12 protein-coding genes and 1 pseudogene are annotated in these 16433 nt (G+C 38.5%); 10 read left to right on the top strand and 3 right to left on the bottom strand.

From position 1 onward, the window contains the following. The first annotated feature begins 30 nt into the window (after positions 1-30). The 4 genes from ACIPK1_RS14010 to ACIPK1_RS13995 all read left to right on the top strand — a co-directional run bounded on the left by ACIPK1_RS14010 (position 31) and on the right by ACIPK1_RS13995 (position 5212). Entirely contained in the window at positions 31-1638 is a 1608-nt protein-coding gene (locus tag ACIPK1_RS14010; protein ID WP_400451168.1) for an ABC transporter substrate-binding protein, read from the top strand. Further along, positions 1639-3123 (top strand): glycoside hydrolase family 32 protein, encoded by a 1485-nt coding sequence (locus tag ACIPK1_RS14005; RefSeq protein ID WP_144809470.1) that lies wholly within the window; start codon positions 1639-1641, stop codon positions 3121-3123. 175 nt (positions 3124-3298) lie between these two features. Next, positions 3299-4291 (top strand): LacI family DNA-binding transcriptional regulator, encoded by a 993-nt coding sequence (locus ACIPK1_RS14000; protein ID WP_015510589.1) that lies wholly within the window; start codon positions 3299-3301, stop codon positions 4289-4291. Between the two features lie 51 nt (positions 4292-4342). Further along, entirely contained in the window at positions 4343-5212 is an 870-nt protein-coding gene (locus ACIPK1_RS13995) for an ROK family protein (protein WP_042890387.1), read from the top strand. 492 nt (positions 5213-5704) lie between these two features. Here the strand turns inward: ACIPK1_RS13995 and ACIPK1_RS13990 are convergent. From ACIPK1_RS13990 to ACIPK1_RS13980, 3 genes and pseudogenes are all read right to left on the bottom strand, one after another. Continuing rightward, positions 5705-6633 (bottom strand): annotated as a pseudogene (locus ACIPK1_RS13990) (NAD-dependent epimerase/dehydratase family protein). Next, complete coding sequence (locus ACIPK1_RS13985; protein ID WP_008381806.1) at positions 6618-7310, bottom strand: type 1 glutamine amidotransferase domain-containing protein; 693 nt, start codon at positions 7308-7310, stop codon at positions 6618-6620. The pseudogene ACIPK1_RS13990 and the gene ACIPK1_RS13985 overlap by 16 nt, the downstream one beginning before the upstream one ends. Continuing rightward, positions 7307-7642: a helix-turn-helix transcriptional regulator gene (locus tag ACIPK1_RS13980; protein WP_086316684.1), complete on the bottom strand. Its 336-nt coding sequence runs from the start codon at positions 7640-7642 to the stop codon at positions 7307-7309. Before ACIPK1_RS13980 ends, ACIPK1_RS13985 begins: the two co-directional genes overlap by 4 nt. Positions 7643-7937: 295 nt before the next feature. Between ACIPK1_RS13980 and ACIPK1_RS13975 the strand changes: the two genes are divergently transcribed. The 6 genes from ACIPK1_RS13975 (at position 7938) to ACIPK1_RS13950 (ending at position 16418) form a co-directional block, all read left to right on the top strand. Continuing rightward, positions 7938-9413, top strand: coding sequence for a helix-turn-helix domain-containing protein (locus tag ACIPK1_RS13975; protein WP_400451167.1), 1476 nt, complete (start codon positions 7938-7940; stop codon positions 9411-9413). Between the two features lie 341 nt (positions 9414-9754). Further along, a complete protein-coding gene (locus tag ACIPK1_RS13970) occupies positions 9755-10054 on the top strand; it encodes an LPXTG cell wall anchor domain-containing protein (protein WP_082741604.1) in 300 nt (99 codons plus the stop codon). Between the two features lie 18 nt (positions 10055-10072). After that, a complete protein-coding gene (locus tag ACIPK1_RS13965; RefSeq protein WP_400451166.1) occupies positions 10073-10873 on the top strand; it encodes a WxL domain-containing protein in 801 nt (266 codons plus the stop codon). An 85-nt stretch (positions 10874-10958) separates the two neighbouring features. Beyond that, a complete protein-coding gene (locus ACIPK1_RS13960; protein WP_400451165.1) occupies positions 10959-12014 on the top strand; it encodes a DUF916 and DUF3324 domain-containing protein in 1056 nt (351 codons plus the stop codon). An 18-nt stretch (positions 12015-12032) separates the two neighbouring features. Next, positions 12033-14405, top strand: coding sequence for a WxL domain-containing protein (locus ACIPK1_RS13955; protein ID WP_400451164.1), 2373 nt, complete (start codon positions 12033-12035; stop codon positions 14403-14405). Between the two features lie 615 nt (positions 14406-15020). Next, entirely contained in the window at positions 15021-16418 is a 1398-nt protein-coding gene (locus ACIPK1_RS13950; protein WP_301389347.1) for a polysaccharide deacetylase family protein, read from the top strand. The last annotated feature ends 15 nt before the right edge of the window (positions 16419-16433 follow it).

Genomic DNA, 16433 nt, shown 5'->3' with positions numbered 1-16433 from the left:
ATGAATAAAAATTATAAAGGAGATTTTAAGATGAAAGCAAAATGGATGCTGCCAATCGTTTTTACTTCCGTACTAATTTTGGGGGCTTGTGGAGGCTCAAAAGAAAAGAGTAAATCAAGCCCTGATTATGAACTAGAAAATGTCTCTTTTCCATTGAAAGAAAAAGTATCTTTAAAAATGATGTCTCAAAGTGCCCCTTTGGCTCCCAATGATCCTAATGACAAATTGATTTTCCAACGATTAGAAGAAGAGACCAATCTCCATATTGATTGGACAAACTACAGTAGTGATTTTGCCGAAAAAAGAAATTTGGATATCGCTAGTGGTGATTTACCAGATGCCATCTTCAACGCCGCTGCAGGTGACTATGATTTATTAAACTGGGCGGAAAGTGGTGTTATTGTACCAATTGAAGATTTGATCGAAGATTATATACCAAATCTGAAGAAAATTTTTGATGAAAACCCCGAATACCGACAAATGTCTACTGCACCTGATGGTCACATTTACTCTATGCCTTGGATTGAAGAATTAGGCGAAGGAAAAGAGTCGATTCATACAGTAAATGGGATGGCTTGGATCAACAAGGAGTGGTTGGATAATTTGGGTCTTGAAATGCCGCAAACCACTGATCAGTTGATGACTGTGTTGGAGGCTTTCAAGACGCAAGATCCAAATGGTAATGGTGAAGCAGATGAAATTCCTTTTAGCTTTATTAACAATGGAGGAAACGAAGACTTAAAATTTTTAATGGGGGCATTCGGTCTAGGTGATAATGATGACCACTTAGTCGTTGATAACGATGGCCAGGTACAATTTACTGCTAACAAAGAAGGGTATAAAGAAGCCATCAAATATTTCAATGAAATGAATAATAAAGATCTTATTGATAAAGAGGCTTTCGAACAAGATTGGAATACGTATGTTGCCAAAGGGAAAGAACATAAGTATGGCGTGTACTTTACTTGGGATAAAGCAAATATCACGGGTGCAGATGATAGTTATGACGTCTTGCCAGTCTTAGCGGGACCAGATGGAACGAAACACGTTACTCGTACGAATGGCATGGGTTTCTCAAGAGATCGTTTCGTAATTACTAGTGCGAATAAGAACTTGGAACTTACAGCTAGGTGGATAGATAAAATGTATGAACCGTTACAGTCTGTCCAAAATAACTGGGGAACCTACGGTGATGAAGCACAGGCGAATATTTTTGAATTAAAGGATGATATGTTAAAACATTTGCCTTTAGAGGGGACAGCACCGGGGGAACTAAGACAAAAAACCGAAGCTGGAGGACCATTAGCAGTTCTTGATTCTTATTACGGCATAGTCACTACTATGCCAGATGATGCGAAGTGGCGTTTAGATTTGATGCATGACACGTATTTGCCATATATTACAGAAGACAATATCTATCCGCGTGTCTTTTTAGAAAAAGAAGAAACAGATCGATTAGCAAAAATTGAAACAGATATGTGGGATTACATCTATCGCAAAAGAGCAGAGTGGATCACCGGCGGTAAAATCGATGAAGAATGGGAAGAATACCTTGCTGAATTGGAACGTGTAGGTTTGGAAGAATGGGTTCAAATAAAGCAAACTGGCTATGATAATTTTTTGAAGGGAGCACAATAAGTGTTAGTAGAAGAAACGGCGATTTTGGATAAAGCAAATCGATTTATTGAAATGATGCGAGGAAAAGTTAACCCTCAGTATCGACAAAACTATCATTTTTCCGCACCCATCGGGTGGATAAATGACCCCAATGGGTTTATATATTACAAAGGGCATTACCATCTCTTCTATCAATACTATCCTTACGATAGTCGATGGGGGCCCATGCATTGGGGGCATGCGCGCAGTAGTGATTTGGTCCATTGGGAAGATCTACCAGTAGCGTTAGCCCCAGATCAACCTTATGACAGCGGCGGGTGTTTCTCAGGAAGTGCAATTGAAAGAGACGGAAAACTATATTTATTTTATACAGGCTGTCAAGAAATTGATGGTATTAGCCATCAGCATCAATGTTTGGCGGTCTCTGAAGATGGTATTCATTTTAGCAAATACAGTGGTAATCCTGTGGTAGCAGAAAAACAGCTAGGTGAGAATGGGCTGATACAAGAATTTCGTGATCCTAAAGTAATTGTTCACAACGATGCTTACTATATGGTAGTAGCTACTAAATCTACACAGTCTACTGGTAGAATAGTGATGTTTCAATCGTCAGATTTGTATACTTGGCACTTTTATTCTGTGTTGCTAGAAGGGACTTCAGAGCAAGGAATAATGTGGGAATGTCCTGATTTATTCCATTTAGACGGACGAGATGTCTTAATCATGTCACCGATACAAATCAAGAAGAACGGACTGGAATATCATAATATCAGTTCTACCATGGCTTGTATTGGTGAGGTAGACTGGGAAACAGGTCAGATGATAGTTGATAATTTCCATGAAATGGATTTTGGAATGGATTTTTATGCACCACAAACAACAACAGATCCTAATGGTGGACGGGTGATGATTGCTTGGATGCAGATGTGGGATCGTACATTGCCTACACATGAGTTAGGCCATCTTTGGGCAGGCTCTATGAGTTTGCCCCGAGAGTTAAGAGTGAAAAAAAATCGATTGGTACAAAAACCCATCTCAACTGTATATAGTCATTTAGTTTATCAACAAGGCAGTGAAAATATCGCAGTGACTGACACATCAGTCGTATTTCGAAACGCACTGTCGGATTCTTCATATTTACATCTAGTCGCAGATTTGGAGAAAGCAGAAGTTTTTACAATTGAATTACTGCGGTCTAAGACGGATTGTCTCAAACTAGCCTATGACACTGCTACACAGGTTTTTGAATTGGATCGTCAGAAACTAGGAAGAGAGCTTACAGGGGCGGAAGAAGACCCTCTGAATGTCCGAAAAGTTGAAGTACCTTTGATTGATAATCAGCTCGTTCTTGAGATTTTTAGAGATACCTCATCAGTTGAAGTCTTTATTAATGGGTTAGAAGTTATGACGGCTACTTTCTATGAGCTGGAAAAAGCTCGAGATATCTTGTTTCATTCGATCGGAGAAAGTCGTATTCAAGCTTTTGAAACAGCGAGTGTGAAATAAATGTTTGATTGCTTAGGCGATGAATCAATTATTTAATAGGTTTTGAAGGATAATTTTTTAGAAAAGAACAGATAGCTAGATTTCCCATGGATTTGCTATTAGTATTTTGAAAAAATTAGTAATTTATGACAAAATTCATTATACTAAACTTGTGCAGAAATGTGAGGGATCAACTATGAAAGCAACAATGAAAGATGTCGCAAAATTAGCAGGTGTCGGAGTAGGAACTGTTTCCCGGGTATTGAATAACGGTTCTGTTAAAGCTTCTACTAGAGAAAAAGTTGAAGCAGCAATGACAGAGTTAAACTATCAACCAGATTTTTATGCCCGGGGGTTAAAGATGAAGCATACGAACACGGTTGCTTTGATTCTACCCACTGTATGGCATCCATTTTTTGGCGAATTTGCCTACCATGTAGAAACAGCATTAGAAAGACAAAACTACAAGCTTTATTTGTGTAACTCCAGTGGGAATAGTGAAAAAGAACAAGAATATATCCAGATGGTCAGCCAAAATAAAGTAGACGGCATCATTGGAATTACTTATTCAGATATCGATGAATACATTTCGAGTAATCTGCCTTTTGTTAGTATTGACCGTTATTTCACTGAAGAGGTGATTTATGTGACCGCTGACAATGCGGCCGGTGGACGTTTGGCTGCAAATGAACTTTATCGCCGAGGATGTCAGAATGTAGCATATATCGGTGGGTACCAAGAAACACCGAATGAAACGAAGAGTCGTCGAAAATATTTTGAGATCGAGTGCCGTCAACTGGGGATTTCCTATAAAGCGTTAGATATGTTAGAACCTTTAGACCATCTCTCAGAACGTGTAACAAATTTTTTGTTAGAGAATCCCGATATCGATGGGATTTTTACGATCAACGATCCAATGGCATTAGCTGTCATTGATATGCTTGAAAAAATAGGGAAAAACGTACCAGAGGATGTCCAAGTTATCGGATTTGATGGTCAAAAGATGACAGAAGGAGATCCTTATCTAGTCTCAACGATTGCCCAACCTACAAAGCAAATGGCGGAAGTGGCAGTGGCAAAATTAATTGCTGTCATTAATGGAGAGACAGTAGAAAAACGTACCGTATTGCCGATTGAATTTGGCGAAGGTGGCACAACGAAACCTTTAGTGAGAAACGATTTTGCTTAGTGCAAATACGTTTCTTTTTTTGAAGATAAGTGAATGAAAGGTGTAGATAAAATGTTATATGGTGGAATTGAAGCTGGTGGAACAAAGTTTGTCTGTGGGATTGGTAATGAACAATTACAAGTGATAGAACGGAAAAGTTTTCCTACCACAACACCAGAAGAAACGATGAAGCAAGTGTTTGATTTCTTTGATAAGTACAAAGGAAATATCGCATCAATTGGTGTAGGAGCATTTGGGCCAATTGATATTCAAATCGAATCAAGAACTTACGGATATATCACCAACACACCGAAGTTAGCTTGGCAAAATTATCATTTTGTCGGAGCTTTGGAAAACGCCTTGTCGGTTCCCATCTATTGGACTACCGATGTAAATGCTGCTTGTTATGGAGAATATATGGCAGGTTATGGAAAAGGTAAAAACAGTGTTCTGTATTACACCGTTGGTACTGGTGTTGGTGGTGGTGCTGTAGTGGGTGGGAAAATAGTCGCAGGTTTCAGTCATCCTGAAATGGGACATATGCTCTTACAACGTCATAATGAAGATCAATTTGAAGGAATCTGTCCTTTTCATCATGATTGTTTGGAAGGGTTAGCCTCAGGACCCGCGATTGAAAAGCGCTTTGGAAGAAAAGCCCAGACCATTTCATTTGATCATCCTTATTGGACGATTGAGGCAGATTATCTTGCTCAGTGTGTGTATAACACAACGTTACTATATGCACCGGAAGTAATAATTTTAGGCGGGGGTGTAATGAAACAGCCGCAACTACTCGAGTTGATTCGCCAAGCGTTTAAAGAAAAAATGGGTTCCTACGTAGATACGCCCACTCTCGAAGAATACCTACTAACTCCAATGCTTGCTGACGATGCAGGTTTGATCGGCTGCTTAGCTTTAGCAATAAAGAAGTTGGAACAATAGCAGCATGTTAAAGAACGTGTGAGAGAGTTTTTATAGCAGTTAGGATAGATAAAAAGGTTAACTAAAATGAGAGCTAGAAAAAAGGATGGCTAATAATAGATGTTCATATATATTTTTTGCGTAATCGAATGTCGCAAATAAGAATTTTTTCTTTCGTTCTCGTCTTCAGTTATATTGTTGTCTAGCTGCCTCAAAATTACTTCTTAGTGCTTGTTTTTTTCTATTAGCCCGAGCAAAGAAAAAGGAAACAGAATGTCTTATTAAAGCCAATTAGGCCTACGCCTAATTGGCTTTCTATATTCCTGTGCTAATTGTGTTTGGGTGGGATGAATATCCTTTTTATTAATAATAGTGACGGTGTAATGAACGGTTTTGCTAACGGTAAAGATTCAACTTTCTACAAACGCGAACATCCTTTGAATTTGATTTACTAAAAGCTGGGTAGCTTCTCATCAGTCATTCTCTTCATTGGGGTTAATAAAGTGTTGTCAGTCATCCTGCCCTATTCTCAACAAGTACCTGCCTAATGCCTTCTTCAAACGTTGTGATCTTAAAATGAGGAAATGCCTTTTTGAATTTATCAGAGACAAAAAGATTATCCACCGTGTATCTAGGTAATAACTCACTTAGTTCGCGCGCGTTTTTACTGAATAGCTTAGCAAGTTTAAATTGCCACAAAGGAATGACACGGTATTTCAATGGTTTGCCTTCAATTTTTTCGGCGAGATCGATCATGTCTTGGAAACTATGAGGTGTATCACAGGGCAAATGCCAAGTCTGGCCATAGGAACTAGGCGTATTTCCGATAAGGGCCATTGCTCGGCTAGCATCAGGTGTCCATATAAGTGTGCGTAAAGTGTCCTTATTGACAGGTATTTTGACGGGAGCATTGTGGACTATATTGTTTAAGACGAGTGTATTGGTAATGCTCTGGGTCTTGCCTGGGCCGTAAAACTCGGGGGCTCGACAAATCACCGCATCTAAACGGCCACTTTCCATCTCGGATAAAACCAATTGAGCCATTTTAGAGCGCACGAGGGACTTCCTGCCTGCTGGAAAAAATGGCGTGTCTTCCTTTTGGGGTGTACGATCCTTTGGATACATATAAGTATTATCAAAAAAACCAGTTTGCTCTGTGCTTCTTGGCAAGCGCGGATGACATTTTCTGTGATTTTCATAAAATTGGTTTCCCACAGCTCTGCATCCATCGGTAACCCAACAGTGAAGTAAACAATCTCACTATGTTCAATCGCTTTTTTCGTTTGCGAAAAGTCCATCAAATCTGCGGAAACGATCTGATCTGTAGGATTGATTTTTTGAGGCTTCCGGCTAACTAGCCGAAGCTCATTTGTGTAATTTTTGTATAGTTCTTTTGCTAGTTCATAGCCGATTTGTCCATTGCTTCCTAAAATTGTTTGCATGACTGTACCTCCTCAAGATATAGTTTTGCTACAGCACGTACAGAAAAAGGATTTTGGCCAGTGATGATCCGCCCATCTTTTAGGGCAAATGCTTTATAAAAGCGTCTTTTTTTGAATTGAGCGTTTCTTTCTTCTGCGGCGGTTTGATTAAAGAAAGGAACTTTGTTCATTTTCCCGGCGAGAAATTCTTCGGTTTTCGTAAATCCTGTGATTTTTTTCCCAGAAATCAAAAAGCTTCCTTCTCTATCTTTTATATTTAGTAAACCAGCGATTCCGTGGCAAACAGATAAAATATACCCATTGTTTTCATAAATGGCTAAAGCGAGTTCTTGCAGCTCTTTATTATCAGGAAAATCCCACATGACACCATGCCCTCCGGTAAAATAAATCGCATGGTAGTCATTTGGATTTACTTCTGCGGGTTTTTTCGTTTGAATCAAGCCGTTTTGAATGAAATTTTCTTCCAGATAAATGTTCATAATGGCTTGATCTATATATTTCATGCTTCTTGGATCTAGAGGAACAAAGCCTCCTAATGGACTTACGAAATCAACGTCAACCCCTTGTTGATAGACCTCATCTAGAAACTCGGCACTTTCTCCTAACCAAAGTCCGGTAGCCTCGTTCGTGCCAGCATATTTTTGAATGTTTGTTTCAACAACTAATACTTTCTTCATGAATGGTCCCTCTCGTTCATAATGTGAAGGACTTTTGTTAAAAAGGATTGGAGTTTTTTTATTTCTGTTTGCTCATGATCGAGATAGTAATAATTTTTTGTTCCTTCTTGCCTGAAATTCACGATTTTGGCTTCTTTCAAGATTTTCAAATGATGTGAAATGGCGGGTCTAGATAAATTGGTGGCCTCTAATAAGGAAGTGACCTGTAAGCCAGCACAATTTTCCGCTTCTAGCAACCGAATGATGATAGCTTGTCTTTTTTTGTCACCTAGCGCGATTAAAAAATCACTTAACTCAGAAAAATCTTGTTGCAGATTGGCATAGTCTATCATAATTGTCTCTCCATTATCGTTTAAAAGTTTAAACCATTAAACCATTTAAAGGAGATTTTTGCAATAAAAGAAGCTCGAGAGCATTCCTCTTCTCCACCATCGCTAAGGAGATTAGAATGTTTTGTAAGCAAATAGATAATAATGGAAAAGCATAAGAGCGTTTGAGCCTTTTTGTGTTTAGAAGCAGCTTATTTTTTTATGAAGTGGTTAAGAGCCGTGTGTTGCTCATTTTTTGTTGTTGTGTTATGTATGTAACATCTAGACAAAAGACGTAGTGAGATATGAGGCGGAGAATATGAGAGACTTACAGTTAGCATTTATCAGTAATCGCACAACTAAGCGCTTATTTCGAGTTTTGAGTGTGATGGAACGAGATCGTTTATTTACAATTGGTGAAATGGCAGAAAAGATGCAAGTCACACAACGCACAATTGCAAATGATCTCAAGTATGTGAAAGACTATTTTGGTGATTGTATCACCCTAATTTCGGGGAATAGTGGCTTTCTTTTTGAAGAGAAAAAACCTTCCGTGTACCAAGAAAAGAAACAAGATTTGCTAGAAAATGAGTGCTTATTTGAAATCATCGGTCATATTTTTCAAGGGGAATTGATGGATATTGACGAGTTGGCCCATCATTATCATTTTTCTGAGAGCACGTTTCGACGGTTGTTGGGTCAATCGAACAAAATATTGAGCAGTTATCGGTTAAAATGGGTGTCGAATCCATTGACAATTGAAGGGAGCGAAGCGGATTTACGGAAATTCTTCAAAGACTTTTATTACGAAGGGATTGATACTGCCCATACCCTTGTTCCCGATCCCGCATTGCATGAGTTGGTCTTAACCCAGTTAAACAACAAACTAGGACAATATGATATTGGCTCTGGAACAACACCAGCTGCTTTTTACTATACTTTTTTTATTGCAATCAAACGGGCGAGCCTTGGTTTTCCGATAACAGTCCCGAAATACTTGATTGAATTAGCCTACAAAGGAAATAGCTTCTCCCTCCTGTATTCTTTAAAAGACGGAATCAACAAGCTTTACGGCGTAGAACTAGCGAAGGAAGAATTTGCATGGATTTATTTAGTTACTATTTGTAAACGTACCTTAGATCGAGAAGCATCGGAGGAAAAGTTCTACCAGCAGTTTCATCAAGGATCAGAAATTGCCAAACTTACGGAGGCTTACTTACAAGAGTTTGAGCTCACAAATGAGAGCTATGCCAAGATAAAAATTTTCATGCAATCCTTCTTTTTGTCTAGAAAAGTGAACTATGCGTTAGCTCCTGCATTGAACAAAGAGGCACAGGATATCAAAGAATCTCTCATGCGTTCTGACAATGAAAACTATCAACGGAATTTACGATTTTTAAAGAAGCATCAAAGAAAAGACTTTTTGGCTGCACCATATCTTGAAGATATTTGTGTGAGTTTAACGATCTACAGTGATTTGATTTTTGATTTTTATTCACCAACAAAAAGAATTTATTTTCTTCTAGAAGGTGATCACTTCATCTGCCAACAGATTCGAACTCGTGCAATGCAACAGTTTGGTACAAAGCACACGTTGACCTTTTTGCCATTGCAACATCTGACACAAGAAATATTAAATGCCGATCATATTGATTTGATTGTCACAAACTATAATCGGTACCTCTTAGACTATATTATTGAAACAGATTACTTGTTATTGAAAGCTGTCCCAGATGAGCATGACTGGCGGAATCTGGAAAGAAAAATTGATCCGTATCGAAAACCATTTCTCTAATCTCCGTACACTCGTTAAAAGTATTAACGAGTGTTTTTTTTCATTTATTTCATCTGTCTATGAAAATGTTGATTCCAATTTGACCAAAAAATCAGGTAACCTTAATCATGTAAGAAAAAGGTATGCATACAAACTTACAAATAAAAGTATCAAAAACCTTCGTTTTTTAGAATAGATATTTGTTATGTATTCTCTAAAATAGAAAACCTAATCTAATAACTTTTCCAAGACATTCGATCCGATCGAATGTCTTTTTTTGTCGTCAACCCAAAAACGAAGAATTTTGAGATACAACAAAGGGGAGGATCATGATTGAGAAAACAAAAAGGTGGATAATATTTATGGGAATACTCTCAGTTTTATCATTACCGTTGGTAAACGCTGCAGAAGTCCAGCAAGTTGAAACAAATGGGACCATTGGATTTACTGGTGTCTATGAACCCATTGGTACACCTGATCCAGCGCCGCCCGAAACTATTGTCAGACCACCAATTACCGAAGTGGCCAAACCAGATGGTACGTTGCCACAAACAAACGAAATAGGACATTCATGGCACGCTTGGCTAGGCGTTTTTCTAATCAGTTTCGTCTTCCTCTTATGGAAACAAAAAAGAAATCATAATAAAAATCTAAAACAATAAGAAAGCAGGAATAACCAAATGAAATTTATTCGTTTAGCAACAATTGCCGCACTATCAACTACTATTTTAGCAGGAGGAGCAGCTTCTGTTTTTGCCGATGAAATGAGAGAAGTAACAACCGAAGGTCAAATCCAGTTTACAGCGGATGAAGACGGTGATTTGGAAGTCATCCCTCCTGTACCTGATCCGGATGTGATTATTCCACCGATTATCGATCCAGTTACAGGTCCATTGTCTATCGTACAGGCACCTACAATGAACTTTGGTACTCAGGTCATCTCCAACCAAGATCAAACATATAATATGGTTGCAGAGACTGCTGAACTCGCTAATCCAGAAGAAGGTGGGCCTACTGACGTTCCATATATTAGTTTTGCTCAAGTACAAGACGTTCGTGGAACCAATGCTGGATGGGATCTAAAAGTGAGCTTAAGTGATTTTGAAGCTCCAGAAGCACAAAATAAAATTCTAACGGGAGCGCAAATCACCTTTGCTAATGCTCAGTTAAGTTATGAAGGTAGCAATACTGATAACGAACCTACAGTGCACCAGGCTGGACTAACATTACTTCCTAATGGTGCAGCGCGTTCAGTGATGACTGCGGCACAAGGACAAGGTGCAGGAGCTTCTTCAGTTATCTGGGGAGACCAAGCAGACTTGACTGCCCAATTTGAAGCAGAGGACTTTAATCCTGAGACAGACGTTGTAGAAAACAACGCAATACAATTGTCGATTCCAGGTTCAACAGCCAAAGATGCGACAACGTATACGTCAACGCTAACTTGGGAATTAAACTTAACACCTGGAGACGAACTATAAAAGCCTTGTAACCATTTGTTTTGAAACTCTCGGCAGCGTCACAGTAAAATTGTGACGCTGTTTTTCTAAGAAAGGAGACGTAACCTTGAAACAAACAACTTTAGCTCATCGTTTTCAAAGAGCCTATTGGTGGGTACTTACGCTTCTTTTTCTTCTTTTTGGAATTTTTCCATCAGTAGCTCAAGCGGAGGAAACACTGTCATTTTATGTCACGCCTGAATTTCCTGAAAGCCAGGTAGAAGGATCAAATAGTTATTTCGATTTGAATCTAGCAGCTGGAGCAACAGAAACCTTAGCATTGAAACTGCAAAATGTTAGTAGTGACCCAATTCAAGTGCAAGTAACCCCTCATACAGCGTATACCAATGTTCATGGAGTCGTTGAGTACGGAAAAGATGCCCAAGAACCAGATAGTAGCCTTACTTATTCATTGGACGAATTGATTGACTCATCTGGCGTCATTGAACTGGCAGGAAATGAAACCCAAAAAATTAGTGTTCCTTTACATATGCCAGAAGAATCGTTTGAGGGATTTTTAGCGGGAGGTCTACGGATTTCGGAAGTCAAAGAGGAGCAAGAAGAAACGGCAATCAATGAAGAAGGCGTAGCGATCAAAAATGAATTTGCCTATGTGATTGGGATTGTTGTCAGCAATTCTCGGGATTCAGTTCAACCGGATCTCGATTTATTAGCTGTTTTTGCAGATCAGTTGAATTATCGGAATGTGATTAGTGCAACGATCCAAAACTTCACGCCTACCTTTGTCAATCGAATGGCGGTGGAAGCGACAGTACAACGAGCAGGAGAAAACGAGGTTCTTTATGAAGCGAGTGAAGAAATGATGCAAATGGCGCCTAATTCTAATTTTGATTTTCCAATCTCGTTAGAAGGCGATCGCTTTCAAAGTGGCGACTATGTATTGAAATTAAGAGCAATATCTGGTGAAGATGAGTGGGTATGGGAGAGACCCTTCACAATTAAAGCAGATGAAGCCAGGGCATTGAATCAAGCAGATGTGACCATTGATTCAAGTATGAATTGGTGGATGATTGGCGCAATCATTTTACTTGTTCTTTTACTGGGGGTCATTCTTTATCTACTTATTCAAAAAAAGAAAGCAAACCGAAGCGAACAAGAGTAGTAAAAAGGAGTGAATGGAATGACCACGAGATTAAGAAGACCGCTGCTTCTATTAGGGGCGTCTATTCTAATGATGCAAGCATTGATTCTATCGATTGGCATGGTCTACGCTGAGACAACGATGGACACTGAGGAACAAAAACAGGTAGAACACCCATCCATGAAAAATCTTCTAAAAGAAGAACAGGCTAGTGATGCGCGCTTTTTCTTTACTCAGGCGCGGATGCAAGGCACGGTAGAAGAAACCATACAAGTAACCTTCTTTTCTGATCAAGAAGTGTCAGAGGCACGAGTATTTTTACCTGAAGAAGCAACGCTTATCAACGAGCAGTTACCGGCAGGGGGATCAGTCGAACAGATAGAGCAGTCTCAGGAATGGCTGGTTCAGTCAAAACGGGCGCAAAATACATTTGTTCTTCCTTTAGTATTTGAACAGGCGGGACGCTATGAACTGTCTGTGGGAGGAGCAACGGCTTATCTTGAAATCAGTGAACAAGAAGATAGTATTGTGGAGAACCCTACTGAAGGAATAGAAGCTTCTGATGATTCTCAAACAGTACAAGCGGATCTGGAAGCGAAAGAGAATGCAGTAGAAGAGAATCAAATGAAGGAGCAGCCATCACAAAGTTTAGATAATGAATACAGTTCAAATGCTACCGTCACAAAAGATAATTTTTTGCAGCATTTTGACTTACAGGGTTCTGCAACGTATGATTCCGAAACAGGGGAAGTAACCTTAACTACAGCTAGTAATAATCAAGTTGGAAATGTTACATTGAAGGAAAAATTAAGTGTAAATTATCCATTTGTTTTGACAGGGAAGGCAAATATTGGTTCTAATACGAATGGTGCAGATGGTATGGCTTTTGGTTTCCATAGATCTGAAAATTCTGCTGTTGGAAATAGTGGAAACGGTATGGGGATTGCTGGCCTAACAGGAGGCTTTGGATTCAAATTGGATTCAAATTTTAATACAACTCAGGGAGCGGGTGCAGCTAGAGATCCGGCTGCTTTAGGTGGGGCTCCTTTTGCTGGATACGTTTATCATGAGACGAATGGTTTATTGACTACTTATATGGGAAGCGATGCTCCAGCAAAGCGAACAGGGACATTGAATGGCGCTTACGATGATATAGTCATTGAGTATCTGCCAAGTGAAGAAGCAAATATTTTCCGTATTAACTATAAAGGAGAAACCTGGGAACGAGATATATCCGATTGGCAAGGAATCGATACTACTGCATTATCTTTTTTAATCTCAGGAAGTACAGGTGCAAGAAACAATGTTCATAGCTTTATATTTGAACAGATGGACTATGTAATAGGGACAGGAGAAGTTGAAGTCAGTTATCGTGATGCAGCTACAAATGAAGAAATAATACCTAGTCAATTGTTAGAAATTCCTTTTAAATCAGAGGCAGTTCTTAATCCAAATTCAGGGATTGATGATGAACCGTACCTTCTTGGTTATGACTATAGTCATGTTGAGACAGATGCACTTTATTTCGATGAAACAAACAATACGATAAAACCAGAGGCTGAGCGTCGGAATGTTACTTACTTTTTTAATCGTGCTGAGTCCGAGGTGACAATTCATTACATTGATGATGCCGGGACAGTTATTTCGCCATCTGATACAATCATTGGTTATGTGAATGAGGAGCTAGAAGTAACGATTAAAGAAATAGAAAACTACAAGTTTTTATTTGAAAGAGACAATCAATTATTGAATACGGTATTTACTCGAGAGCAACAAAATTATTGGCTCGTTTATATCTTACAGGGCTCCATGCCACCAGTAGATCCATTGGATCCTGAAATAGAAGTGAACCCAGAAAATAAACCAGAGCTGCCAGAAAATCAAGGGCTTCTGAGTATTGACTTCATTTCCTCCTTTAACTTTGGCTCACAACCTATTTCAGTTCATGACCAAACCTATTACGCGCAACCACAACGTTTATTGGATGAAGACGGAACTGTAAATGAGATGGAAGAGCGCCCTAACTATGTTCAGATCAGCGATCGTCGATCAGCTACTGAGCGTAACGGCTGGCAGCTATCGGTTACCCAGACGAAACAATTTGAAGGATTAAAAAATCAACAGCTTACAGGTGCGAGTATTACTTTCTCAAATCAACAATTAGTGACCGCTCAAGGTGGCAATACCCCTTCTTTACAGACAGCCAACCCGTTAACGTTGGTACCAGGAAACAAGCGAGCACTGATTCGTGCGGAAGATACTGAAGGAACAGGCACATGGATCTATCGTTTTGGAGATGAGCATACCGCAAGGGAAAGTGTTACGCTCAACGTACCGAAAGGTTCAAATCCTGAAGCCACAAGCTATTCCACAACCCTGATATGGGAATTGAATACTATTCCTGACAATTAAAAGAGAAATTTCTTTTTTCCTTTTTCTGCCATTTATTAATGAGACCGCTAGATTGGTTCGAAAAAAGATGAATAGTTCGTGTATGATCCTGGTTCATTCAAAAGAAAGTCAAGCCATGACGAACAAAGAATTAAACGAGAAACTAAGCGTCATGCCACCAATAGTTAAAGGAAATATCAAACAAATCAAGACATATTTCAAAGAAATCTGTGGTTATGATCTAAGTGTAGAAAAGAAGAATTCTATCGTATTCAATGTGTCATAGAGTTTGCATAAATACAAATTATCTTAAAAAAGGCTTCAAAAAAAATTTTTTGAAGCCTTTTTTTGTTTTCCGCAAGTATTAAGATTAAGAACTAACGCTATTGTCTAATGACATAGTTAAGGGAAAACGTAAAGGTCTGATGTCAAAGCTAAACCTTAAAGGAAAAGACAGGAAAAAACGAATAATTTGGAAGTTACTATTTTTCGCTAATGAATTTAGACAGCAACATTATGGAGATAAAAGAATCACGATTAAGAAAGTTCACGATTGATAAAAACTTGCTAATAAATGAAACTATTTGACCTGTTCTTTCGTCATACCCTATAGAACAACGAAAGAGAGGAAATACTATGAGAAAAAAATTATTGTTAATAGCTATATTCTGTGCACTGATTCTTACGTTAGTAGTGGGTGCCATGTATAAGTACCTAATGAGTCAAGTGTATGGAGAAGAACAAACAAATTTTGAAACGCAAGTCGAAAAAACAATTAAAACTGAATTTTTTGATCGTGATATCACTCAGATTGAAGAATCAAAGAGTGGCGATAATCAATACAATAAATATTACCTGTACTATTCTGCGACTGAAAATAAAAATATTATAAAACAATTGGAAGCTCAAACTCAGGTTGCCTCGAAACAATTGAAGGATTCTCGGTCAATGGTGCTTTCCTATGTCAATGAGGAAAAGGTGAATGATGCCCTTATTAATCGACAATTAGTAACAAAGGAATATATTTGGGATGATAAAACAAAGTCTTTGAAATATTTAGGTGAATTAAAAGAATTATCTGAAATACTCTTATCCAAAAATCGAAATGAGCCTCGATTAAAAGATATTGTCAACGATGAATCAGACTTGCTTGCGATAAACAGAGTTGTACAAGAACAACTACTTAGTACTCGAACTAAATTAAAATCAACAATTGATGAGGAAGAATTAGATCAAGTGTTAACAAATGACTTTTTAAGCAAGGATAGTAAGATAACCATTCTCCCCCACTCAATACAAATCGCTTTTGATAAAGAGGTTTTAGGGTTGACAACGATGAATGTCGACATTGAAAAAATTCTGCCTTTTATTAATCCAGCGATCGTTTCTGATAATAATCTGCCGAAAAAATCCTTAGACCAAAAAAGAAACTATATCGCGCTCACCTTTGATGATGGACCTAATGATACGTCTACGAAAAAATTACTAGGAGAGTTAAAAAAAGAAAAGATCAAAGCAACTTTTTTTGTTTTAGGTCAGATGGTTGATAAGAACCCAGAGGTCGCGAAAAAAATAGTGGGAGAGGGGCATGAAATTGGCAGTCATTCATACACTCACCCAGACTTGACTCAAGTAACCCTGGATAAAGTCAAAGAAGAAGTACTGAAGACTGATAAGGCAATATTTCATGCTACAGGGGTATTGCCAAAACTCTTTCGACCACCTTACGGAGCAGTAAACGGCGCCGTTGCCAAAACCATCGGATTGCCTATTATTCAATGGAATGTAGACTCTGAAGATTGGCAAGTCAAAAATAAAGATTTGATTGTAAATAAGGTAATTGATACTGTAGAAAATGGATCAATCATTTTGATTCATGATATCCATGAACGTTCCGTAGAATCCATTCCAGAAATGGTAAGTCAACTAAGAAAAAGAGGCTATGAGTTTGTGACTATAAGCGAATTGCTCTCTTATGGACAAAAACCACTAAATCAGTATTTTGGTTTAGCTGACCAAAGAGAAATTAAATAGCAGTCTTTTCTAGTC

The sequence above is a fragment of the Enterococcus sp. NPDC086594 genome, from assembly GCF_044746145.1.
Classification (GTDB): Bacteria; Bacillota; Bacilli; order Lactobacillales; family Enterococcaceae; genus Enterococcus_D; species Enterococcus_D entomosocium.
This window is presented reverse-complemented; position numbering and strand designations above follow the sequence as displayed.